At 63.1% G+C, this 22,981-nt stretch carries 22 protein-coding genes; 13 read left to right on the top strand and 9 right to left on the bottom strand.

What is annotated here, in order from left to right; genetic code table 11:
- The first annotated feature begins 219 nt into the window (after nt 1-219).
- The gene (locus AAF563_10690) at nt 220-501 is read left to right on the top strand and encodes a hypothetical protein (GenBank protein MEM7121735.1); all 282 of its coding nucleotides are present in this window, start codon (nt 220-222) and stop codon (nt 499-501) included.
- Here the strand turns inward: AAF563_10690 and AAF563_10685 are convergent.
- Nucleotides 459-1,766 (bottom strand): isoprenylcysteine carboxylmethyltransferase family protein, encoded by a 1,308-nt coding sequence (locus AAF563_10685; protein ID MEM7121734.1) that lies wholly within the window; start codon nt 1,764-1,766, stop codon nt 459-461. The genes AAF563_10690 and AAF563_10685 overlap by 43 nt on opposite strands.
- Nucleotides 1,767-2,481: 715 nt before the next feature.
- Here AAF563_10685 and AAF563_10680 point away from each other — a divergent pair.
- A complete protein-coding gene (locus tag AAF563_10680) occupies nt 2,482-3,402 on the top strand; it encodes a LysR family transcriptional regulator (protein MEM7121733.1) in 921 nt (306 codons plus the stop codon).
- A gap of 11 nt (nt 3,403-3,413) precedes the next feature.
- Here AAF563_10680 and AAF563_10675 read toward each other — a convergent pair whose 3' ends face one another.
- Nucleotides 3,414-4,862, bottom strand: a complete 1,449-nt coding sequence (locus AAF563_10675) for an amidohydrolase family protein (GenBank protein ID MEM7121732.1) — start codon at nt 4,860-4,862, stop codon at nt 3,414-3,416.
- A gap of 178 nt (nt 4,863-5,040) precedes the next feature.
- On the opposite strand from AAF563_10675, the gene AAF563_10670 reads away from it, so the two are divergent.
- On the top strand, nt 5,041-6,177 hold the full coding sequence (locus AAF563_10670) for an extracellular solute-binding protein (protein ID MEM7121731.1): 1,137 nt from the start codon (nt 5,041-5,043) through the stop codon (nt 6,175-6,177).
- A 19-nt stretch (nt 6,178-6,196) separates the two neighbouring features.
- Nucleotides 6,197-6,589, top strand: coding sequence for a GFA family protein (locus AAF563_10665; protein MEM7121730.1), 393 nt, complete (start codon nt 6,197-6,199; stop codon nt 6,587-6,589).
- Nucleotides 6,590-6,771: 182 nt separating this feature from the next.
- Here AAF563_10665 and AAF563_10660 read toward each other — a convergent pair whose 3' ends face one another.
- Nucleotides 6,772-7,896 carry an extracellular solute-binding protein gene (locus AAF563_10660; GenBank protein ID MEM7121729.1) on the bottom strand — a complete coding sequence of 375 codons (1,125 nt, stop codon included), beginning with the start codon at nt 7,894-7,896 and terminating at the stop codon, nt 6,772-6,774.
- Nucleotides 7,897-8,022: 126 nt separating this feature from the next.
- Between AAF563_10660 and AAF563_10655 the strand changes: the two genes are divergently transcribed.
- The 4 genes from AAF563_10655 to AAF563_10640 all read left to right on the top strand — a co-directional run bounded on the left by AAF563_10655 (nt 8,023) and on the right by AAF563_10640 (nt 12,405).
- Nucleotides 8,023-8,841, top strand: a complete 819-nt coding sequence (locus AAF563_10655; protein ID MEM7121728.1) for a helix-turn-helix transcriptional regulator — start codon at nt 8,023-8,025, stop codon at nt 8,839-8,841.
- A gap of 86 nt (nt 8,842-8,927) precedes the next feature.
- Nucleotides 8,928-10,241 (top strand): aspartate aminotransferase family protein, encoded by a 1,314-nt coding sequence (locus tag AAF563_10650; GenBank protein MEM7121727.1) that lies wholly within the window; start codon nt 8,928-8,930, stop codon nt 10,239-10,241.
- Nucleotides 10,242-10,500: 259 nt separating this feature from the next.
- A complete protein-coding gene (locus AAF563_10645; protein ID MEM7121726.1) occupies nt 10,501-11,445 on the top strand; it encodes a DUF3179 domain-containing protein in 945 nt (314 codons plus the stop codon).
- A 93-nt stretch (nt 11,446-11,538) separates the two neighbouring features.
- Nucleotides 11,539-12,405, top strand: a complete 867-nt coding sequence (locus AAF563_10640) for a phytanoyl-CoA dioxygenase family protein (GenBank protein ID MEM7121725.1) — start codon at nt 11,539-11,541, stop codon at nt 12,403-12,405.
- 21 nt (nt 12,406-12,426) lie between these two features.
- Here the strand turns inward: AAF563_10640 and AAF563_10635 are convergent, their stop codons facing one another.
- Nucleotides 12,427-13,356 (bottom strand): helix-turn-helix domain-containing protein, encoded by a 930-nt coding sequence (locus AAF563_10635; protein ID MEM7121724.1) that lies wholly within the window; start codon nt 13,354-13,356, stop codon nt 12,427-12,429.
- Between the two features lie 101 nt (nt 13,357-13,457).
- Here AAF563_10635 and AAF563_10630 point away from each other — a divergent pair, with 101 nt between their 5' ends.
- Together AAF563_10630 and AAF563_10625 are read left to right on the top strand one after the other, a co-directional pair.
- On the top strand, nt 13,458-14,663 hold the full coding sequence (locus AAF563_10630; GenBank protein ID MEM7121723.1) for a TauD/TfdA family dioxygenase: 1,206 nt from the start codon (nt 13,458-13,460) through the stop codon (nt 14,661-14,663).
- Nucleotides 14,660-15,427, top strand: a complete 768-nt coding sequence (locus tag AAF563_10625) for a class II aldolase/adducin family protein (GenBank protein MEM7121722.1) — start codon at nt 14,660-14,662, stop codon at nt 15,425-15,427. The genes AAF563_10630 and AAF563_10625 overlap by 4 nt, the downstream gene beginning before the upstream one ends.
- Before the next feature lie 18 nt (nt 15,428-15,445).
- Here the strand turns inward: AAF563_10625 and AAF563_10620 are convergent, their stop codons facing one another.
- Nucleotides 15,446-16,210 (bottom strand): TIGR01458 family HAD-type hydrolase, encoded by a 765-nt coding sequence (locus AAF563_10620; GenBank protein MEM7121721.1) that lies wholly within the window; start codon nt 16,208-16,210, stop codon nt 15,446-15,448.
- Between the two features lie 9 nt (nt 16,211-16,219).
- Nucleotides 16,220-17,359 carry an FIST C-terminal domain-containing protein gene (locus tag AAF563_10615; GenBank protein MEM7121720.1) on the bottom strand — a complete coding sequence of 380 codons (1,140 nt, stop codon included), beginning with the start codon at nt 17,357-17,359 and terminating at the stop codon, nt 16,220-16,222.
- Between the two features lie 134 nt (nt 17,360-17,493).
- Here AAF563_10615 and AAF563_10610 point away from each other — a divergent pair, with 134 nt between their 5' ends.
- The 3 genes from AAF563_10610 to AAF563_10600 all read left to right on the top strand — a co-directional run bounded on the left by AAF563_10610 (nt 17,494) and on the right by AAF563_10600 (nt 21,053).
- Complete coding sequence (locus AAF563_10610) at nt 17,494-18,114, top strand: hypothetical protein (GenBank protein MEM7121719.1); 621 nt, start codon at nt 17,494-17,496, stop codon at nt 18,112-18,114.
- The gene (locus AAF563_10605; protein ID MEM7121718.1) at nt 18,111-19,778 is read left to right on the top strand and encodes an adenylate/guanylate cyclase domain-containing protein; all 1,668 of its coding nucleotides are present in this window, start codon (nt 18,111-18,113) and stop codon (nt 19,776-19,778) included. The genes AAF563_10610 and AAF563_10605 overlap by 4 nt, the downstream gene beginning before the upstream one ends.
- A gap of 84 nt (nt 19,779-19,862) precedes the next feature.
- A complete protein-coding gene (locus tag AAF563_10600; protein ID MEM7121717.1) occupies nt 19,863-21,053 on the top strand; it encodes an SPOR domain-containing protein in 1,191 nt (396 codons plus the stop codon).
- 25 nt (nt 21,054-21,078) lie between these two features.
- Here AAF563_10600 and AAF563_10595 read toward each other — a convergent pair whose 3' ends face one another.
- The 3 genes from AAF563_10595 to AAF563_10585 form a co-directional block, all read right to left on the bottom strand.
- Nucleotides 21,079-21,465, bottom strand: coding sequence for a c-type cytochrome (locus AAF563_10595; protein ID MEM7121716.1), 387 nt, complete (start codon nt 21,463-21,465; stop codon nt 21,079-21,081).
- 86 nt (nt 21,466-21,551) lie between these two features.
- Nucleotides 21,552-22,040 carry a rhodanese-like domain-containing protein gene (locus tag AAF563_10590; GenBank protein ID MEM7121715.1) on the bottom strand — a complete coding sequence of 163 codons (489 nt, stop codon included), beginning with the start codon at nt 22,038-22,040 and terminating at the stop codon, nt 21,552-21,554.
- Between the two features lie 111 nt (nt 22,041-22,151).
- Nucleotides 22,152-22,981: hypothetical protein (locus AAF563_10585; protein MEM7121714.1), on the bottom strand; the 830-nt coding region annotated here is incomplete at its 5' end.

The following is a 22,981-nucleotide window of genomic DNA, read 5'->3' as shown; positions in this document are numbered from 1 at the left end:
CAGCGCTCACCGAAATACTCGCACATCACCCCGATACTGTCACTTGAGGCGTGCCGTTTTGCCTGGCCTTGTGCACGTCATTTGCATCGCCAATGACAGAAGGCGACGCATTCGGCACGGGATGAATGTTCGATCTCACTGCACGGCCGTGAAGGCTGCGCGCTTTCCACGAACCGCTATACGGTGCTTATGTCGCCGGCACATCGGGGAAGTTGCCGAATGGTGCACCGGTTCATGCGTCACATTGGATTTCTGATCCTAATCCTGATCATGGGGACGGCCTGGGGCGCCGAGTTCTCGATGCTGAAACGCGCGCTCGGCGGCGGCGTGCTCGTCTCGTTTTGCAGCTTCGTCTCGCTGTTCGCCGAGAACCATGGGGTCATGGTGTGGATCGCCGTTGTGGTCTTGATCCTGGTGCTGGTGGTGGTCGCCACATCACGCGTGGCGATGGACCTGACCTATCGCGCCGATGCCGCCTCTGTCCCTTTCGGCGCGCGGTAGGCAAGCGCCGGCACCAGCCGGCCGAGCCAGCGGAAGATGCCGTGGCGTTCGACCCATTGGGCATAGGCGACGTAGACGGGGTCTTCGGAGAGATGGATCTCCTCGGTGCGCGCGCGCGCGTAGTAGATCGCGTTGACGGCGAGCAGAAGCAGGCAGTTGCGCAGCGCGTCGTCCCAGCTGGTCAGCGAGATGAATGGCACGCTTAGGAGCCACCAGTAGATATTCTTCGCGATATAGGACGGGTGCTTGGTCCAGCGGTAGGGGCCGTTGGTCAGGATGCCGCGGTGGGTCAGGTTCGAAAAGCGCAGGCCGAAAGTCATGTTGGCCCAGACCCACGCGATGTTGGTCAACACCATCAGCACGCTCCACCCGATGACCAGGACGCTGTCGTCCTTCAGCCAGTCCCACCAGCCGAAACCGTCGTTGTAGCTGAGATACTGGTTGGCGATGACCGACCAGAACGGCTGATAGCAGACCAAGGCGACGAGCCAACCGATGACCAGCGGGTTGACCGAGCGGATGTGGTTGTCGAGCAGACGCAGCGTCAGCACATAGCCGATCGCGACGAACGCGAGGTCGGCGAAGAGCGCGACCTTGAAGAACCAGGTGACGGCCCAGAACGCGTTCTCGAACCCGCCGCCGACCGGGTTCGACATGACCCAGGCGATAACGTCATAAAAGGCCGAGACCATCAGCGGCAGGAAGAACGCGCGGATGACCCAGCCGAGCACGAAGGTCTTGAGCGCCTGGCCGTCTCGGCGCCGCCAACGGCCGAGACAGAGCTGACCCCACTGCCAGGCGCCGTCCTCGGGTTCCGTCATGCGCCGGTCAATCCAGATGACATAGGGCACGGTGAGGACAACGACCAGCGGCAGGCTCCAGGTCGCGAGCGTGATGAAGGGCGCGTAGAAGTCGCGGCCATAGATCGGCATCGCCCAATAAAAAACCGCCAAGAGCGCGACCATGACGGCGAGCCCGAGCAGCTTTGTCGCGACGCGGGCGACGTTCGGCGGGCCCGATGGCACATCCGGGCCGTTCAGCCCACTGGTGGGGCGCCGGTGAACCTTGAGGACGAGGAGATCACCGAGCGCCATCGGCAGCGCGACCAGCACCAGCGCGACAGCGGTCGCCCAGATCGTCGCAACCTCCAGCCACGTCATCACCACCAGCCCCGCCGCCACGGCGCCGAGGCCCGCCAGGCAAACCCATCCGTTGGTGACCGAGGCCGGCAGTCCCGCCCTCACTGTGCCGTGCGCGTTTTCCATGGCAAGCGCACTATCGGCAAATGACCTTGGCGTCAAAACGCGACGCGGGCCGTTAACGAAGGCTCGCGCCCCATTCTTAACGGTGCGGGCGCCCGTCCCAGCCAATCGACGACAGCCGCACACAAGATCAGAGAAGTATTCTACCACTTTCGGGGTAGTAAACGCTGTTTACCCTCAATGGTGGTAGGGCTCGTTCACGCGGGCTCTCAACGCAGAATCACCCATGCGAACAGTCAGAACGCTTGGCATCCAGGCTTTTGAAGCGTTGGACCGCCAACCCGTCGATCGCCACCGAAGGTCTGGCAAGCGTGGGCGAATGACGGCGCTCCAAACCTCAGGCCGAAGAATTGACGCGATTTGGTGGCAGCATACGGGCGTGGCGGAGGCAGTTTCGCGCATCGCGACGCGATACGCCCCGGCGATACAATCGTGAACATGGTTCACGATGAAACGTGACGGCAATCACCATCAAAAGTGGTAGTCAATAAGTGGATAATATGTAACTAATTTGTAGGGGAAGTTACCGAAACGTCGAGCGCATGACGGTAGAAGGTAGTACCTCATTCGTGGAAACAAATTGCACAGTTCTTAACGCATCATTCCCTAAACGACTTCCGCTGACTGCCGGGCCCGGGATTTATCGACGGGCAAGCGGAACACACTTGATGGGTTCATCCGCGACGGCGGCCGCCGTTTTGGCCGACAAGGAGGCGTCATGTTGACCGACGACGCCCCGACGCGCCCCCAGATGCGCGCGGCGCTGGACATCACCATCCTGCGCACGCTGGTCATGATCGTCGACAGCGGCGGGTTTACCCGCGCCGCCGAACGCCTGGGCATCACCCAGTCGGCGGTCAGCCTGCAGATCAAGCGGCTTGAGGAAGCCACCGGCCAGAGCATGTTCGTGCGCGAGGGCCGCCAGGTTCACCTGACATCCGACGGCGAGATGCTGCTGGACTACGCGCGCGAGATCGTGCGGCTGGAGGAAGAGGCGCGCCTGCGTCTGGTCGAGCCCGGCGAGCGCCGCAGCGTCAGTCTGTGGGCGACCGAGGACATCGCGACCGCCTATCTGAACAACCTGCAGGCCGCGAGCCAACGGATCGCGCTCAACGTGCGCTCCGACAACCCGGCCAGCGTCGTCAACCAGATGGCGCAAGGCGCATTCGATTTGGCCCTGGTCCGGCGCGAGCCCGGCGCGACGCGCGGCGGCGCCTGGCGCCACGACCTCGCCTGGATCGAGCCGTTGGCCTGGATCGGCCCGGTCGGCACCAAGACCGAGGAGTTTTCCGGCCGCGTGCCGCTGATCCTGCCGTCGCCGCCCAGTATCGCGCGCCAGCGCATGCTGGACCTGGTCGAGCGCGAGCGCCCGGCCTGGCGCATCGTCCTGTCGACCACTAGTCTTTCGATGCGCCTGGAAGCGGTGCGCCGGGGTCTTGGCGTCAGCATCGCGCCGCGCCACACGGTGCCCGCCGACCTGACCGTGCTGGAAGACATGCCGCCGATCACCGTGCCGGCGTTGCTCGCCATGGCGCGCTCGCGCAACTCGATCAGCAGCGAGGCCCGCCGTATCGAGGAAATGATCGTCGCCCTGCTCGACCAGCGCCTGATGCGCGACCGCCGGCTTAAGGAAAGCTAGGAAGTTATCCGCTAGTCACCCATCGGGATGGCAGGCGGCGCGATATCCATCGCGCTGCCGCCGCTCCAATGGCGTTCAGCGATCCCGGCCTCGCTGCGGACTTGCGCGGCTTCGAGACCCGCTAGCGCGGCGTCATAATCCAGTCCCAGCACCCTGCCTTCGTCCACCACCTTCTTGCCGTCGACATAGACCGCCTTGATCGGGCGCTCGAGCCCATGGAACAACAGACAGCGCAAGGGATCGCGCGCCGGCCGCATGGACGGATGAGAAAGATCAACGGTGACAAGGTCGGCGCGGGCCCCCGGTGCCAACCGGCCGATATCGTCGCGGCCAAGCGCGGCAGCACCGCCGACTGTCGCCGCCTCAAACACATCAGCGGTCACCGTGGCGTCCAGGTTGTCGTCGGCGGCCTTGGCCAGCACGCAGGCCCAACGCATCTCGTCCAGCATGTTGTGGGGCGTCGTGTCGGTGCCGATCGCCATGTTGAGACCGGCGCGCCGGTAAGCACCGAAGCTTTCCAGGATCGCGCCATAGCGCGCGAAGGGCGTTGGGCAATGGGCGACACTGACACCGCGTGACGCCATCAAATCCAGGTCGTCACGCGTGTGCCAGCGCACCCAGCTGTGGGTGTCGATATAGATCGCGTGGGCCAGGATGGTGCGCGGCCTCATCAGATCGAGATCGGCCAGGAAGCGCACCGGCGATACACCGTGGCGGCGGCGGATTTCCTGCACCTCTTGCACGCTCTCGGAGACATGCATATGGAAACGCCAGTCGCGCGCCTCGCACAGGTCCATGGTGTCGCGCAGCAATGCGGGCGAACAGGTATCGCTGGTCGCCGGTGACGGCATGCCGCCCAGCCGGCCGCATGGATGCGCCTCGGCCGCTTCGACAACCGCGACGGCCGCGGCCATGTCGGCGGCGCCGTCGTCCGCCTGCCAGTCATAGATGACCTCCCGGCCATTCTCAGAATGCCATCCGGCCGAGCCGAACATGGGCGCGGCATACGCGCGCGCGCCGCTGGCGGCCATCAGTTCGACCCAGCCGTCGAACGGATGGCTCAGATCGACGAAGGTGGTGACGCCCGACAACAGCATCTCGGCATAGGCGACAGCGGCGGAGTGCGGCTCGCCATCCACGTCGGTGGTGAAGACGGCCTTTGCGTCATAGAGCCCGCTCCACCAGAGTTCGGGATTGCCGAGTTCCTCGACGATGCCCTTGTAGAGCGGCTGGGATGTCGGGTGGCTATGGATGTCGACCAGGCCCGGCATCACAAAAAGCCCGCGACCATCGACCTGGTGCGCGGCGTCACCGTCATAGCGCCCGCCGACATGGATTAGTTCACCGTCGCCAAACGCGACGTCGCCGTTGCGCAAGTAGATATGACGCTGCTGTTCGCCGTCCCACGCCGCGATCCAAGCCGCGTTCTTGATGACCGTGACCTCTTTCGTCTCATCCATGACAGCGCCGCCCTCCCGCTTGTGGTCTATCGGAAAAGGCTAGAGCGGATCTGGCTTTGGAAACAGCGTCTAAACCCCGTCCTGGGGAAATGCTTTGGTGCCACGCGCCGGGCGGCATAGGATCGTCCGACCGACGACTGACGACCGACAAGCGACTGGACCGGGTTCACCGACAGGCATGACGACCACGAGGCAGCTCTCCCGCACCATCGACCGCATCGCGGGCGGGAACGCCGTCGGTCGCCGCGACGTCATGCAGGCAATGGCTGTGCTTGGGCTGGGCGTTGCCGCTATGCCGCTGGCACCGCGCACCGCGGGCGCGCAGGATCTGATCGCTTACTTCACCTGGTCCGGTTACGAAGTGCGCGAACTCCACCCCGGCTTCATCGAGACCTATGGCGAAGACACTGTCGCCGCGACGTTCTTCGGCAGCGAGGAGGAAGCGCTCTTGAAGATGCAGCGCGACTACCGTGCCGATGTCGCCCATCCGTGCAGCTATTCCCTGCCGCATTGGATCGACGCCGGCGTCGCCGGTCCGATCGATGTCACCCGGCTGAGCAACTGGCCGGACCTGTTTCCCCAGCTTCGCGAATTGCCGGACACCATACGCGACGGCGAGCATTATCTCGTTCCGTTCGACTGGGGCACATCGTCGGTGCTCTACCGGTCCGACCTGGTCGACCCCAAGTACATCGACGATCCCAGCTGGGGCATTCTGTTTGACGAGGCCTATGCCGGGCGCCTGGCGATGTACGACACGGCGGTCATGGTCGATATCGCGATGCTGGTGAACGGCCACGACGATCTCTCGGCCTTCACCGACGCGCAGTTGGACGAGGTCCGTCCATTGCTTGAGAAAGGCAACAGCCTTTTCCGCTTCTATTGGACCGATCCGACAGAGGTCACACGCGACCTTGCCACCGGTGATCTGGTCGCGGCCTATGCCTGGAACGGCATGACCAAGCCGCTCGTCGAACAGGGCGTGCCCGTCACCTACATGAACCCAAAGGAAGGCCAGTTTGCCTGGGTCTGCGGCCTGACCATCGATCCGCGCAGCCAGGCCGATCCGGCCATGGTCTATGACTTCATCGACGCCATGATCTCACCGGAAGCCGGCGTCTACGAGATCGAGGTCTACGATTACGGCCACGCCAACATGAAAGCGTTCGAGTTGGCGTCGACCGAGGCCCTGACGCGCCTTGGCATCACCGATCCCGGCGCGGTCTTCGAGCGTGGACACGTCATCCCGGCCCTGCCCGCGGATCTCGAAGCCAAGATCAACGCGCTCGCCGACGAGGTCAAAGGCGGGCTCTGACTCTCTGAGAGGGCACACGATGCTGAAGGGAACGTGCCTTTGCGGTGCGGTAAGGCTTGAGGTGGCGGGCGAGCTGGAACACCCGGCCGAGGCCTGCCATTGCTCGCAGTGCCGCAAGCAATCAGGCCACTTTCTCGCGGCCGTCAACGTCCGGCGCACGGCGCTGACAGTTCATGGCGAAGACAAGGTCACCTGGTATCAGTCGTCAGATCAGGTGAAACGAGGGTTCTGCTCCGTCTGTGGCTCGTCCTTGTTTTGGTATCCCCTGATGGAGGACTACGCCTTCACATCTGTCGCAATGGGTTTGTTCGACTCATCAACCGGTGGCCGTCTCGCCAAACACACGTTTGTCGACGACAAGGGGGACTATTACGACCTCGATGACGGCGTTCCCCAGAGCAAAAGCTACTGAGCGCGGTTCCCGCGTGCCGCGTCTGCACGGCTAGCGTCCCGCACAGTTTGTCTTTCCGGCGATCATCATTGGACTTTTGCGCTGGCCCAGCTATCCGCTCTACTCACGGAAAGTGAGCGTATTCACGCGGTCAGGAGGATCCGCTAACAGGCTCCACCTGACCACGATTGGCTCGAACGTCCTCAGAAACCCGATTGGATTTCGTTCGACAACCTGATCAGTTTTTCTTCAAGCTCCGGTTCGCGGGCTGGAATGAAAACACCCTGGTTGAAGACCTCGTCAGGATCCGCCATGCCGATGCGTGCAAGAGTCTCCGGCGAGACCTTGTCGAAGGCCTTTCGGTTCGCATGGCCGTAGTTATAGACCTCCATTTGGAACACGCCGGCTTCCGGCGAGATCATCGCATCGATGAAGTCATAGACCAGTTGTTCATCGGCTTCGCCGCGCGGATCGATCGCAAGACCGCAGACCCATGTGATCTGGCCTTCTTTCGGGTTCATGTATTCGATCGGAACGCCTTGATCGAGCAGTTCGGCTGGCATGCCGTTCCAGGCGTAGGCGGCAACCAACTCACCTGACGCGAGTCCCTGGGACACTTCCGTCGGATCGTCCCAGTAAAAGCGCCACAGGCTGTGGCCCTTTTCCATGAGCGGACGCACTTCGGCAATCTGTTCGTCGGTGTAGCTCATGTAGTTGTCGTAACCGCTCACCATCATGGCGATGTCGACGATGACAGAGCTGTTGTACATGGCCATGCGTCCGGCATAGGCCTCGTCATAGAGAATGCCCCATGTCGGATCGTCGACATATTTGGGGTCGACCAGGTCGGTGCGGTAGAGAACCGAGGCACTGCCCCAATCGAACGGCACCATGTAGACCTCACCGTCACGCACCGCGTCCGGCGTGTTGCTGAGCCCCTCGAACAGGTCGGGCCAGTTCGACAGGCGGCTGACATCGATGGGTGCGACGACGCCGGCTTCCTTCCAGCGCGGAATCGAATAGCTGCAGGGGTGCGAGACGTCCGCCTTGAATCCGGTCCTCAGCTTGCCAAGCGCATCGTCTTCGTTGCCAAAGAACGTCCCGGCGACAAGACCGTCACCGTGTTTTTCGATGAACTGGGGATGCAGCTCCGGCACCTCGTAGCCGGACCACGTAAAATAGGTGACGCCATCGCTGGCGCGCGCGCCGTTCGGCAGCAGCGGCACCGCCGTCACGCCGATACCGAGCGCGGCCATCGCCCGCATCATCTCACGCCGGTCGATCTTTTGCCCGCTGGCGATACGCTGGGGCATACGGAACAGGTCCATGTGCGTTCTCCTCGTTCCTGAGTGGGGTTGCCGCAATATAGGCAGGGAGAGTGCATACAGAACCGATAACAGGCCCACATAGTTATGCTAGTTGACCGGGAACAGCATAAAGTAGCATAAAACAGGATGGCGATTGATCATCTGCCGGACAACTTGCGCCTGCTCTGCAGCTACGGACGGTCGACGTCCGAGGTGTGCCGGCGCGCCGGCATCAACCGGCAACAATTCAGCAAATACCTGAACGGCCAGGCGCAGCCTTCGCTCTCAACGCTGCGGCGCATCTGCGACTTCTTCGGCGTCGACGACAACGAAATCCTGCTCGACCGGACAGCCTTCAAGGAACTCATTCGGTTACGGCCGCCTCGTCTGGGCAACCACCAGACACCGATCGAACATGCCGTCGAACGGCTGATCCAGCCATCATCCACAAACCTCGGACTGCTTGAAGCTCACGAGGGGTTCTATCATTCCTATGTCTGCAGCGATGCGAGTCGGGGATACATACACCGCTCGCTCAGCCGGATTCACCGGCAGGGGGACGTCTGGATGTGCAGAACCATCGAGCGACACCTTGCCGGCGACTTCATGGTTCCATCGCGACTGAAGTACGACGGAATCATACTGGAATCCCAGAACCGTCTCGTGACCTGCGAGCGCGAACAAGGCAGTGGACGGACCCTTTGGTGTCACATGCTCTATACCTCGGACCATCCCGAACCCACGTTTCTGTCCGGCCTAATCCTCGGCATCTGGCCCGACGGTACGCGCGACATCCACTGCGCCAGAACAGTCTGGCAATATCTGGGAAGGCAACCGGACGTGCGCACCGCCCTGCGCCAGTGCGGGCCACTTGACCCTCGATCAGAAGATCTGCCGGAGTTCGTGCGCCACTGCACGGACAACACGCGCGCAGAGGGTGACTTTGCCTTCTTTGCGCGGTTTTGAAACGCTGCCATTCCGGAACGGCATTGGACATTCGCCCCAAGGCCAGCTATCCGCTCTAGGCCGCACTTCTTCAGGAGCACACACCCATGGCTGACTTACCCTCCGACCTGTTGCCCAAGGTTGCCTGGGGCAAGGGCATTTACATCTACGATACCGACGGCAAGCGCTACCTCGACGGTTCCGGCGGACCGGCGACGTTTTGCCTGGGCCATGGCAACGAAGAGGTGAACGAGGCGATCAAGGACCAGCTCGATCGCATCGCGTTCGGCTATCGTTATCACTTCCGCAGCGATGCGGCGGAGGAGCTGCAGAACATCGTCACCGAACAGGGTGGCGGCAACCTCAAGCACTGCATCTTCACGACCGGCGGTTCGGAATCGACGGAGTCGTGCCTGAAGCTGGCGCTGCAGTATCACGCCGCGCGCGGCGAGATGTCGCGCCGCCGGTTTATCGCGCGCCAGCGCAGCTGGCACGGCAACACGCTGGGTGCGCTCTCGGTCTCCGGGTTTTTGGCGCGCCAGGAACCCTATTTCGGCTCGCTGCTGGAAGCGAGCCACCTGTCGCCGGTCAACACCTACCGACCGCCCGAGGGCGTCGAGCCGGAAGACGTTGCGGAACACTGCGCCAACGAACTGGAAGAAGAGATCCTGCGACTTGGCGCCGACAAGGTCGCGGCATTCATCTTTGAGCCCATCGTCGGCGCCGCCGGCGGCGCCGTGCCGGCGCCCGACGGTTACGCCAAGCGCATCCGCGAGATCTGCGACCGCCATGGTGTCCTCATGATTTCCGACGAAGTCATGTGTGGGGTCGGGCGCTGCGGCACCTGGCGCGCCCTGGAGCATGACGGCGTCGAGCCGGACATCATGGCTATCGCCAAGGGTCTGGGCGGCGGATACCTGCCGCTTGGCGCCGCGGTCTATACCGACAAGGTCGCCGAGCCGATCAACCGGGTCCACGGCATGCCAATCACCGGCCACACCTTCACCGCGCACACGACAGCGTGTGCGGCTGGTGCCGCAGTTCAGAAGATCATGATCCGCGACAACCTGGTTGCGCGCGTGGCCGAAGAAGGTCAATACCTGCGCGATCAGCTGGAAGCGGCCCTGGGGCAGCACCCTCATGTCGGCAACATCCGCGGGCGCGGCTTTTTCCAAGGTGTCGAACTGGTCGAGGATCGCGAGACCAAGGAGCCGTTCGCGCCGGAGCACAAGATGTACTTCCGCATCATGAAGGAATCGGTCGAGGGCGGTCTGATCTGCTATCCGACCGGCGGCAACGTGGACGGCGTCAAAGGCGATCAGATCATTATCGCGCCGGCCTATAACGCGACGCGCGACGAGCTTGACGAACTCGTCGGCCTGTTGGTGCCTGCCATCGATCGCGCCATCGCGTCAGTCTAGCGGGGGTTCATGGTTTAGCTTGCATCGCTGGCACGCACCCCCGCCGCCGGGGCAAAACGCCGAGAGGCGTTTTCGCCGAGGCCACCCATGGCAGTATCCTCGGGATGGCCGAGCGGGGCTGCGGGTCGGCACAGGTAGCGCAACTAAAGCACCTGCTCTCACGAAGCCTTGACTGGACGGTGTTCGGCATAGTTTTCACGCTTGTCCCGTTATGCGGGATTGGTGGCCACGTCGACGTCTGCAGCTTGCCGCGCTGTGTTTGGCCGGTTTGCTTCTGACGAGTACGTCCTACGCGCAGCCGGCAGACTGGCTGTGGGAGTGGACGCAGACGGATTTCGATACGACGTCCATCTCGTTTGACGAAATCCTCTCCGGCGGTCCACCCAAGGATGGCATTCCGTCAATCGACGCCCCTGAGTTCGAACCGGTTACGGCTGCCGACCTACCCGATAACGAGCCGATGCTGACGGTCGAGGTCGATGGCGAGGCGCGTGCCTATCCGCTGCGAATCCTGATGTGGCATGAAATTGTCAACGACGAGATCGCCGGCACGCCGCTCACCATCACATTCTGTCCGCTGTGCAACACCGGCATCGTCTTCCATCGCGACGTTGACGGCCAGGTGCTGGACTTCGGCACCACGGGCAAGCTGCGCAATTCCGACCTCGTCATGTACGACCGACAGACCGAGAGCTGGTGGCAACAGTTCACCGGCGAAGCGATTGTCGGTTCGATGACCGGTACCCGCCTAGTGCCCTATCCGTCACGTCTTGAGTCCTTCGCGCTCTTCAAGGAGCGGTTTCCGTCCGGCCACGTCCTGGTGCCGTCGAACGAGGGGTCACGGCGCTATGGGCAGAACCCCTATGTCGGCTATGACAGCCGCTCGGAACCCTATGGGTTTTTCGACGGCGATCTGCCCGAAGGCATCGCACCCCTGGCGCGCGTGATCAGGGTCGGCGACAAGGCATGGGCGCTCGATCTGCTGCGAGAGCAGAAGCGGCTTGAAGACGGTGATATCGTGATCACGTGGGAACCCGGTCAGGCGTCCGCGCTGGACAGCTCAACGATCGCATCGAGTTTCGACGTCGGGAACGTCGTGGTGCAACGCCGGACGGAGACCGGCATGGTCGATGAGGTCTATACGGTCGACTTCGCCTTTGCCTTTCACGCCTTCTATCCGGATTCCGTGATCACGACGCAGTAGGCGCCAGACGGCAGCACCGAAACAAAGCTCGATTAGCGCGGGTTCGCGACTTAGGCTTCGAAGGTTCGATAGAACTTTGGACCCGAGGCCGCCATGTCCACCAGTCTTGAGCAACCCGTCGTGCATGATCTCGTGGAGTTGCCCGCCTTTCAGCTTGAGAACGGCTTGCCTGTCGAAGCGGCCATCGAAGCCTACGAACGCGATGGCGTGGTCTGCCTGCGGGATGCCTTCGATGCCGATTGGATCGCGACGCTGGCGGAGGGTATGGAGATCGCGATTGCGGAAGCCCATCGCGAGAGCAAATTCCACATCGCCGAACCCGGCGAGCCCGGTTTCTTTTTCTATGACACCTTCATGTGGAAACGCATCGACAACTTCCGCCGCTTCGCGATGGAGTCGCCGGCCGCCGACCTGGCGCGCACGATCATGCGTTCCAAGTCACTGATCTACTATTTCGACTTCATGCTGGTGAAGGAGCCGGGGACCAGCCGCAAGACGCCATGGCACTATGACGAGGCTTATTGGCCGATCAGCGGCAACCAAATTTGCAATCTCTGGACTGCGCTTGACCACATTCCCATGGAAACAGGCTTGCGCTTCGTCAGGGGCTCGCACCGTTGGTTCGGGGACTATCGCGCCGTTCACTTCGACCCCAATGACGGCTATGCCGATTTGCCGAACAGTCCGGAACCGCCGGACTGGGATCTGGTGCCGGGCGAGCACGAAATCGTCTATGCCCCGCTTGAACCGGGCGACTGTCTGATCTTTCACAACCGCTGCCACCACAGCGCGCCCGGTAACTCGCTGAAGTCGACACGCCGCCGCGCGCTCGCGACGCACTGGATCGGCGACGACATCACCTATAACGACAAACCCCAGGAGACCGATCCACCCTATCGCGGCGAAGGCTTGGTTCATGGCGGCTCCATGGAGTGCAAGAGCTTCCCGAGGGTGCGCTAAGCCGGCGACGGCGCGTGGCTGTCAGGGTTGCCGGTCTTGCGACGCGGCCTTGCCGAATGTCCTTTTATAGGCCCGCGCGAAACTCTCCGGGTTCTCGAAACCGCAAAGTCCGGCGATCTCGCTTACCCTAAGGCTTGAGTTCCTCAAGAGATTGCGCGCCTCGGTCAGCCGGAGGTGGCGGTAATAGGCTGCCGGTGTCTGCTTCAGATACTGTTTGAACAGTCGGCCGAGGGTCCAGTCGGGCACACCGATGCGCTCGGCGATGGCGGCGACCGGCAGCGGCTGGTCGAGGGTGGCGATCATCAGGTCAACCGCCTTCGCCAGGTTACGGTCGAGGCGCTTGAGCGAGGTGTCGGTCAGGAGTTTCTGCTGCGGACCGCTGAATGCCGTCGGCCGGTAGGTGAGGATCTCGGCGACACGAGCGGCGAGGTCGCGGCCGCTGAACCGTTCGATCAGGCCAAGCGTCATGTCGATGGTCGCGACGCCGCCAGCGCTCGAACAGCGATTGCTGGAGACATCAAACAGTCGGTCGACGAACATCTCGTCGCGAAACCTCTCGCGGTAACCGCGCAGGGCCTCGAAGTGGACAGCCGCCGGCACCTTGGTCAGAAGACCGGCCTCGGCGAAGATCATGGCGCCGGTATCGACGCAGCCCATCATGGCGCCGGCACGGGCGCGAGCCTTCAGCCAACGCAACAGCGGTTTCACGAGCGCCGTCTCCGGCTGATAAGACGAGAGCAGCAGGACGATGTCGACGCGGCGATCGTCCGGCGGCACCGTGTCGACGGCAAAGCCACTGGAACTCGTGACCCGCCCACCCTCTACCGAGATACAGCGCCAACGCCAGCGCTGTCCGGCGTCCTCCCGGTTAGCGACGCGCAGCGGCTCAGTCACCAGGGTAAGCGACAGGATCGGGAATCGGTCCGTAAGAACGATGTCGACATCGGGCATGCGGGCGCCCCAGCGTTGCAAGAAAACGTTAAGTGAATGCCAATTTTGGTCAAGTGAATTCCAGCGAGTCCGCCTAACATTGCGATGATGCAGGAGGCGATATGGACGACCTGCCCTGGACACCCGATCTCGATCACTGGCCGGTGGACCACACGGTGGACGACCTGACGCACACGACAGACGCGCTATGCGTGACGTGGTCGGACGGTCTCACCAGCGAGCACCACGTGCTGCTGCTGCGCGAAAACAGTCCCGATGCCACGACGATCCATCCGACGGTACGTGAGATGTGCGTGGCGCCGACCGACATCGACGCCGATATCGTCATTGTATCCACGTCGCACGATGACAACGGCGCGGTGTCGGTTTCTTTCAGCGACGGCATGACCAGTGCCTACCATCCCGGCTGGTTGCGCGGCACGGCCTGGCTCAGCAATGCGGAACGACCGGCGACGATGCTGTGGCATGGCGACAGCCTCGATGCGCCGCCGAGTTTCGACGGGCCGATGGCTCTGGAGGAGCCGCGTGTCTTTCTCGACTGGCTCGAGGCGCTGCGGGACTACGGCATCACCCGGCTGCGCGGTCTGCCGCAAAAAGACGGGCTGTTGGAAGCGATCGTCACGCGGATCGGGCCGGTGCGCGAAAGCAATTTCGGGCGCCAGTACGACCTGGCAATCAAGGACGAGCCTGACAGCCAGGCCTATACATCAGACAGCCTTCTGCAGCACATCGATCTACCAACCCGCGAAACGCCGCACGGTCTCCAGTTTCTCTATACGCGCGAAAACACCGCGACCGGTGGCGACGGCATTTATGTGGACGGTTACCGCGTGGCCGAAGACATGCGCCATGAGGCACCTGAACACTTTCATTCGCTGATCACCGACCACTGGGAATACAACAACCGCGCCAGCGTCAGCGACTATCGGGCATCCGGCCCGGTGGTCGAGACCGACGCCGAGGGGCATATCACCAGCATCCGATACAACACCTTTCTGCGTGCGCCGCTGAGGGCGCCGCTTGAGATCCAGGCGCGTGCCTACCGTGCGTACCGAGCTTTCTGCGAGCGCGCCCAAAACGCCCGCTATCAGATGCGCATTCGCTACGAACCGGGCGATCTCGTCGCCTTCGACAACCGCCGCACCCTGCACGGGCGATCGGGTTTCGACACAAAGGGCGGTGCGCGCTTCATCGAGGGTATTTATGCGGACCGGGACGATCTGCACTCACGTATTCGAACGCTCCGTCGAACGCTGAGGCTTCAGACCGACAGCGAACGGGCATCTAACATGGGAGAGCCTGCATGACCGTGACACCCTTAAGGACGTCGCCGACCGATTGCTCCGAGGCCGAATGGCGGGCCCGTGTCGATCTGGCGGCGCTGTTCCGGATCATCGCGCACTACGGCATGTCGGATCTGGCGAACGGCGCCATTAGCGCAAGGGTTCCCGATCAGCCTGACCACTATCTCGTTCATCCCTATGGCATGTTCTGGGAAGAAGCGCGGGCATCCGCCCTGGTAAAGATCGATGCCGCCGGCCAGCCGGTTGATCGCGACGCGCCGTGGTTGAACGACGGCGTCCAGAACCTCTGCCAGTGGATCTTCGGGTCGCGGCCGGAGGTGAACGTCTTCGTGCACGGTCACGAGGAAGAGGTCATGGCGGTCGGTTCTACCATGGAGGGAATCCTGCCGCTTAGCCAGCCCGCCGTTTATCTGGGCGACATCACTGGCTACATCCAGTACGAGTTCGACGAAGACGAGACGTTCGGCGACCACTTCGTTGAGCGGCTCGGCGACAACCAAATCCTGATCAGCCGCAATCACGGTTACTATGCGTTGGGCGATACTGCGGCGGCGGCGTTCTTCAGAGCCTACTTCCTGCGCCAGACCTGTTCGACGCAGATCAAAACGCTTGCCATGGATCGCGAATTGAATCTGATCGACCCGCAAAAGGTCGCCCGCTTCCGCGATCAGATGGCCGCGTCGGATCACTACAACTACAACGGCGCGACGGAATGGCCCGGCCTGATCCGCCTGCTGGACAAACGCGACCCCGACTACGCAACGTGACGATGGCCGCTTGCGGACTCAGATGCCCAGCAACCCCGGCAGATCGGCGATGGAGGTCACGCGGTGCGACGGCTGGACCGCGGACTTGGTGTCGCCCTTGGTAAACTTGCCGGTCATGACCTGGACGGTCATCAGCCCAGCCTCGGCACCGCCGCCGATGTCACTGTCGATATCGTCGCCGACCATCAGCGTGGCGGATGGGTCGGCGTTCATGTCGCGTATGGCCATTTCGAAGAAAGCCGGTGATGGTTTGCCGACGACAGTGGCTTCTTCGCGTGTCGCATACTCGAGCGCCGCTACGAACGGGCCGAGATCGAGACCGAGGTCCTCGCCCCGGCGACAATACCGGTTCTTGTGCAGCGCGATCAGCTGAGCGCCCGCGCGCAGCATGGCGAAGAGCTCGTTCAGGCGCTGCCAGGTGAAGTCCTGTTCCAGGTCCCCAAGGATGATGGCCTCGACATCGCTGTCACACAGGGTGAACCCTTCAAGATCATCCGCGAGCGACGGATCGGCGGCCAGATGCGCGCGTGTTAGCTGTCGATCCTGCAGCACGCCACGCGCGGCCATGACGGGCGTGAAGAGCTGGCTGTTCTCCAGGACAAAACCCATGTCGCGCATACGCTCGGCGATGGCATGGGCCGGTCGCGTTGTCGTGTTGGTCAGGAAGCGCAGGGACAAGCCGGCGGCGGCCATGTGCTCGACCGCTTCACGCGCGCCGGGGAACGGCGTTCCGGCCTCGTAGAGAACGCCCTGCAGATCGAGAAGTACCGCCCGGACATCCATCGCGACGCACTACCCGTCGGCTGTCTCGAACAGGGTGAGAACCCCGGTATAGGCATAGAGACGATCGAACGAAATCTCACCATTGCCGAAGAAGCCGACCAACGGCACGTCGCCCAAGGCCTCGCGCACGATGTCCATCTCGCTTTGGGCGCCGTCAAACATGTTGGGGCCGCGCGCCAGGCAGCTGAAATAGAGACCGCCGGCCACATTGCCCGCGCGTTTGCGCGCATCGTTGACCATGCGTTTGAGATCCGCCTCGGCCGCAGCACGGTCGCGGCGACAGAACATCAGGGCATCGCCCATGCCGACCCGCTCGCCGATCACCACGGCGCCGGTGTTGGGCTCGATACCGACCAGATTGCGCACCAGGTAGTCGCCGGTATCAGAACCGGAAACCGGCAAGCCGACGTGCAGCGAGCCGGAAAGCTGCCGTGGATCGGAGATACCCTCGATCGCCAACTCCTCGACGAACACATCCATCGCCGGGCGGTCGTTGAGACGATGGACGACGTTTTCGTCGACTTTGGTCACCTGGTGAATGCCGCCCAACGGCACACAACCCTGCGTCAGGCCGGTGGTAACGCGCACGGCGCTGTCGAACAAGACGCCGGAGATCTCGCGTTCGATTGGCCGGCCCGCCACCTGCATGGTGACGCCACGCGATGAACTGAGCCCGCCGACCAGGTAGCCGTCGGTATCGCGCGCCAGCTTGGTGATTGCCTCGACCAAATTCGGCATGCGTGGGTCGCCGTGGACGACGGCGAAGCTGCCCTGCCCCATCGCGCCACCGCGTCGGTCGTCGTAACTGCGGACCGCTTCCTCTGCGCTGGTGAACAGGTTCAGCGCATCGTCGGGGAACCGGCCGGTCATCGCCGCGACCGCCGGCCGGTCAAAGTACTCCTTGCCGGTCGCGCAGATGCCGATGCCGACGGTGCCGCACCAGCTCGTGACGCCGGTCGCGGCAGCCAGGAACCCGGCGACCTCGCCCAGCGCGTCAGCGAAATGATCGGTGACGTAGACGAACCCGAGCGTATCGTCATCGCGATCGCCCAAGACTTCTGCAACGGATCGGGCAGCCTGCTGCCACGTCTCCGCGCTGGCATGTGCAACGTGGAATTGTCCCGCCATAAGGTCGGATGTCTCGTTCATACAACCACCATAGGCGCGCCAACTGACGGGTCAACAGGATCACGCTGATCGCCTATAATGTGATGATGATAGGTCGCCCTTCTTTTCGGCCGTGATCTCTTGGTCAACGGCACCATCGCTGTGACGGTGTCACGGTGACGAGACGAACCGGCCAGCTTTTGGGCATTGCGCTTCTATGCCTTGCCGCAGCCTCGCCGGGGGCAGCCGAATCAATCACGGTCAAGGGCCTCACCTTTACCGACGAGCTCGGCGGATTTCGATTGCTCGCGGCATGGGGCAGCGGCTCGCTCGAAGATCCGATAACGGTGGTTGAGGAAGTGACCAGCACCAAAGGCGCTGTGCTGATGATCCGCGGCGTTGGGCCCAGCATCGGCAACGCGATCCCCACCAACCATCCGGCGGGCTTCGCGCTGCGCAAGATCGTCACCAACGCCACCAACCAGACGTGGACATTTTTCGACATCGAGTTGCAGAAACTGCTGGGCACACCAAGCGATATCTATGACGGCCTGTCGTTCGGCCAGGACGCGCAGGCAGGACGCCCCTTCACGTCCAACCGCTTCGCCCAAAGCGTTTCGCAAGACGAGCCGCGCGACCACGTCACGTTCTTTGACGGCGTGGTCGAACCGGGCGAAACCGTCAGCATGGATTTTATCGTGACGGCGACCGGCTATGTCCCTGAGTTGATGCTGTTGCAAAAGCCGAACCGGCCGATCGCGTCAATCGACAGCACGATATCGGGCCGGGGCGGATGATCGCACGCATCAGGCTGGTTTCCGGGCTGGTGCTGATGGTCTTCCTGGCCAGCCATCTGATCAACCACGCGCTCGGTATCCATTCGCTAGCCTGGATGGAGGCTGGGCGGGGCGTCTTCGACTGGGTCTGGCGCAGCCCGCCCGGCACAATCGTGCTTTGCGCGGCTCTGATCCTGCATCTGGGACTGGTTTTTTGGTCGCTCTACCAACGCAGCAGCCTGGCCATGCCCGCGCGCGATTGGGCGCAATTGCTGTTGGGGCTGACCATCCCGCTGCTTGTCGCCGAACACATTGCGGCAACGCGCGGCGGTCACGAACTGTTCGGCGTCAATGACACCTATCCTTATGTTGTCTACGCACTGTGGGTCGACGCACCGTGGAAGGGTGTCTTGCAGTCGGTCCTGATCGTGACCGCCTGGCTGCATGGTTGTTTGGGCGTCCACTTCTGGCTGCGTCTGAAGCCGTGGTATGCGCGCTGGCAGTGGGGCGCGTTCGGCGTCGCGCTGCTGATCCCGATCCTCGCCCTCGCCGGATTTGTCGGCGCCGGCATCGATGTCGCGCGCCTTGCTCAAGACCCCGAATGGCTGCCCGATCTCATCGCGTCGACCGGCGCCGGCAGCGTCTTCAACGAGTTGACCGCCTTGATGAGGCAGGCGCAGCTCTGGACCATCGCCGGCACGGTGGCGCTTGTCGCGCTGATACTGCTGGCGCGTTGGCTGCGCGCCCTCCTCGCCGCGCGTCGCAAGGCGCCACAACTGACCTACCCGGAAGGTCGACTGGTGGACGTCATGCCTGGCGCGACTGTTCTGGAGACAAGCCGCATGGCCGGCATTCCCCACGCCTCGGTCTGCGGCGGACGCGGTCGCTGCTCAACCTGCCGGGTTCGCCTGGGTCACGGGCGCGACGATGTGGAACCGCCCGACGCAAACGAAACCAAGGTTCTGGAGCGTATCGGCAATCCGCCCCATGTTCGCCTTGCCTGCCAGATCCGCCCGACCGCCGATCTCGCGGTCACGCCCCTGCTGCCGGCGCATGCCGGTCCAGCTGACGCGGTGACGAGGCCGCGCCCGGCCGGCGCCGGGCGGGAGCAGGAGATCGCCGTGCTGTTCGCCGACCTGCGCGGTTTCACCACCCTGTCGGAAGCCAAGCTTCCCTATGACACCGTGTTTGTCCTGAACCGGTACTTCGAAGCCATGGGTCACGCCATCGAGGGAGCCGGCGGTCAGATCGACAAGTTCATTGGTGACGGCGTCATGGCCCTGTTCGGCGTCGATAGCGCGGTCGACGATGGCTGCCGCCAGGCGCTCGACGCGACGACCGCGATGGGCCAGGCTCTCGATGCACTCAATCGCTCGCTCGCCAGGGAGATCGACCAGCCGTTGCGACTCGGGATCGGCCTCCATGCCGGACCGGCCGTGATCGGCGAGATGGGCTATGGCGAAACCATGAACATGACCGCGATCGGCGATGTCGTGAACACGGCGAGCCGTCTGGAGGGGGCGACCAAAGACCTCAGCTGCGATCTCGTTGTCTCTGAACGCGTGGTGGAGCTGGCGGGCCTCGCGGCGATGCCCGGGTTGCCTCATGAACTGGCGGTTCGCGGCAAGCGGGAAACCCTCAGGGTACGCGCCATCAGCAACCTTGCCGGCGCACCAAAGTTATAAACAGCCTGCCGAAGTCCCGTTGGCCCGGGGCCATCCCTGGGGTAGTTTAGCGCCTGGGGTGACACACAGGTGGGTATGAGATCGGTGCAGAAACGATCCGGTATTTTGGTGTCCGTGGTGCTGGCCGGCGTGCTCGCGCTGTCGACGGCCCATGCGGATTTCGAGGCCGGGATGCGGGCCTATGACGCCGGCGACTACGCGGCCGCGATCGCGGAATGGCAGCCGCTGGCCGAGCAAGGCAATCTGGAAGCCCAGTTCGGCATGGGCATCATTTATGAGAACGGGCGCGGCATTGGCCGCGACTATACCGAGGCCGCCAAATGGTACGCGGCCGCCGCCGAGGGCGGCCACCCCGGCGCCCAGTTCAACCTGGGCAACATCTATCAACAGGGCCTGGGCGTTCCCAAGGACGCCTCGCGCGCGGTCTACTGGTGGACGCTGTCGGCGGCCCAGGGACTTTCGGACGCCCAGCTCAACCTGGGTATTGCCTATCATCGCGGCGACGGCGTCGCACGCGATCAGGATCTGGCGTTCTCGTGGTTCCAGCGCGCTGCCGAGGCGGGCAACCCGATGGGCCAGTTTTCCGCCGGCTATGCCTATGAGACCGGCCTGGGAACCGACGTCGACCTGAACGAAGCCCGCCGGCTCTACGCGGCTGCGGCCGAGGCGGGCATTCAGCAGGCCGCAAATCGGCTCGCCGAACTCGGACCGCCCGATGAGACCGCCGCGGCCGATCTGGTGCCGGAAACGGTGGAGACGACGGAGACGACAGACACGACGGAAACCGCCGAGATCATCCTGGAAGACGCGCCGAGCGAAGACATCATCGAGACCGAGACGGCAGAGGTGACGGTGGTTGAGACCGCCGAATCCGTGCCGGAGCCGAGCTTTGGCGACGGCGGTACAGAAGTGACGAGCGAGAACACAGCCATCGACTACAGCGACGTTGAGACGACCGAGACGACCGAGACCGTCGAAACGGCCGCCGTGGAAACCGAAACGACGACGGCGCCGGCACAGGGCGGCGGCCCCTATATCCAGATTGCCGCCTATCTGAGCGAGGACCGCGCCGAAGCGGCCTGGCAGGACATGACCGGCCGGTTCCCGGATCTGCTGGGCGGCCTGCCCCACCGTGTCCTGATGGTTGATCTCGGCGGTGAGACGGGCACGGTCTACCGCCTGCAGGCCGGACCGATGCCGGCTCAGTCCGAGGCGCAGGCCATCTGCAACGAACTCAAGGCCAGGAGCGCCGACTGTTTCCTGGTCGGTCCTTAGGGCGGAGCAGGATCTGCTCTAGGCCTTACTCGGGTTCCGCTCTGTTCGCCTTCAGATAGGCGATGACGTTGGCGATGTCGTCGTCCCGGGTCAGGCGAAAGGTCATTCTGACGCCGGAGATGAACCTGGACGGGCCGGCCAAAAACTCAGCCAGCGTCTCGTCGTCCCAGATGACACCGGACTGCTCCAACTTGCCCGAATGGAGAGACCCCGGTTGATTCGTACCCGCCGGACTTCCGTAAACACCGAATAGATTGGGGCCTTGTTTCGGCGCACCGTCCAGTTCGATCGTGTGGCAGACCTTGCAGCGATTGAACACCCTTTCACCCTGGGCCGCGTCGCCTTCTGCCCAGGCCGACTGCGCGGCGAGCCCAAGCGCCAAAGCGGATCCTAAAGCGGTGCCAAGCTTCATCGAAATTCGCCGTTGGGAAAGAACTCAAAGACCGGTGACGTTAGTGCGATCTTTCGCCTACATGACATATACGATGTGCCGTACGTTTACGACCCCGAGCAGTCGCCACAATCTTCCACGGGCAATCCCCTGGCAACCCAGCCGGGACCATCGCCGCTGCCGGCCATGCCCTCGCCGATGTCGTAGATCTGTTCAAACCCTTCGCTTTCGAGCAGCACATGCGCGATAGCGGATCGTACGCCGGCAGCACAAATCAAGGCGATGGGATGCGATCGATCACCGCCTGTCAGGGCCGTCACCTCATCGACAAAGTCAAGGTTGGGCAACCCATAGGACAGAAACAGGCTGGATCGCCCGGCACCTTCGGGAATACCGGTATCGCGCCATTCTGATTGCGTTCGGATGTCGATGATCAACAGCTCGCCATCGCCATACCGCTGCCAGGCATCCGGTGCAGATAGCAGACCGTCTTCGTCCGCATAAGCCGTCACCGCGTGCAACAGCACCAGCGCAAAAACAAGGGATGGGCCGCGAACGGCCCATCCCCAGATCTTTCGGACGATGTTCTCTGTCATCGGCAGATGATCAGCTTCGATCCTCCTCGGGAATGAGGAGCAGCGAACTCACCTCTGCACCAGTGTGACAGTCGATGCAGAGCGCCATCGTCTTGAGACAATCGCCGTTGGTCACGCGACGACCTTGCCATTCGGCGTAACCAAGGTGTAGCGCCAGTGATCGGTGTCGGCGTCAACACCCGGTTCCGTCTTTTCCATCACGAACGACGGTCCAGGCATGACAGTACCGTTTGCGGTCACCGCGAAGCTGCCCTCAGTCAGCACGGCGCCGGCCGCTACAGCGTTCGGCAAGGCCCCGGGATTGTCGAGGCTAGCACCGCAACAGCCACCACACGCGCCACAGGCGTCACAAGCCGCACAGCAGGCTGAGCATGCGTCACACGCCGCACAACAACCAGCAGCCATGCCCGTGGGCAGAGCTTCGGGGTTGTCGAGGCTTGCGCCACAGCACCCACCGCAACCGCCGCAGGCATCACATGCCGCGCAACAGGCCGAGCACGCGTCACACGCCGCACAGCAACCAGCCGCCATGCCGGTCGGCACGGCTTCCGGGTTACCGAGGCTGGCGCCGCATGGCGCGTCGGATTCCTCCGCGGCATCGCCATGTGCGTCGCACCACGGCTGATCATCCTGCTTGGCACGCAACGCAAACATCATGCTGGCGTCGGGATTGTCGAGGCTGGCGCCACAGCATCCGCCACAAGCACCGCAGGCATCACAGGCCGCGCAGCATGCCGAGCACGCATCGCAGGCTGCACAGCAACCGGCAGCCATGCCCGTGGGCAAGGCTTCCGGATTGTCGAGGCTTGCGCCGCAACATCCGCCACAGCCACCGCACGCGTCACACGCGGCACAGCACGCCGAGCACGCATCGCAGGCCGCACAGCAACCAGCGGCCATGCCCGTGGGCAAGGCTTCCGGATTACCGAGGCTTGCGCCGC

It is taken from the genome of Pseudomonadota bacterium, from assembly GCA_039028155.1.
In the GTDB taxonomy this organism is placed as follows: Bacteria; Pseudomonadota; Alphaproteobacteria; order SP197; family SP197; genus JANQGO01.
Note: the sequence above shows the minus strand (reverse complement) of the source record. Positions and strands in the feature narration are given on the sequence as shown.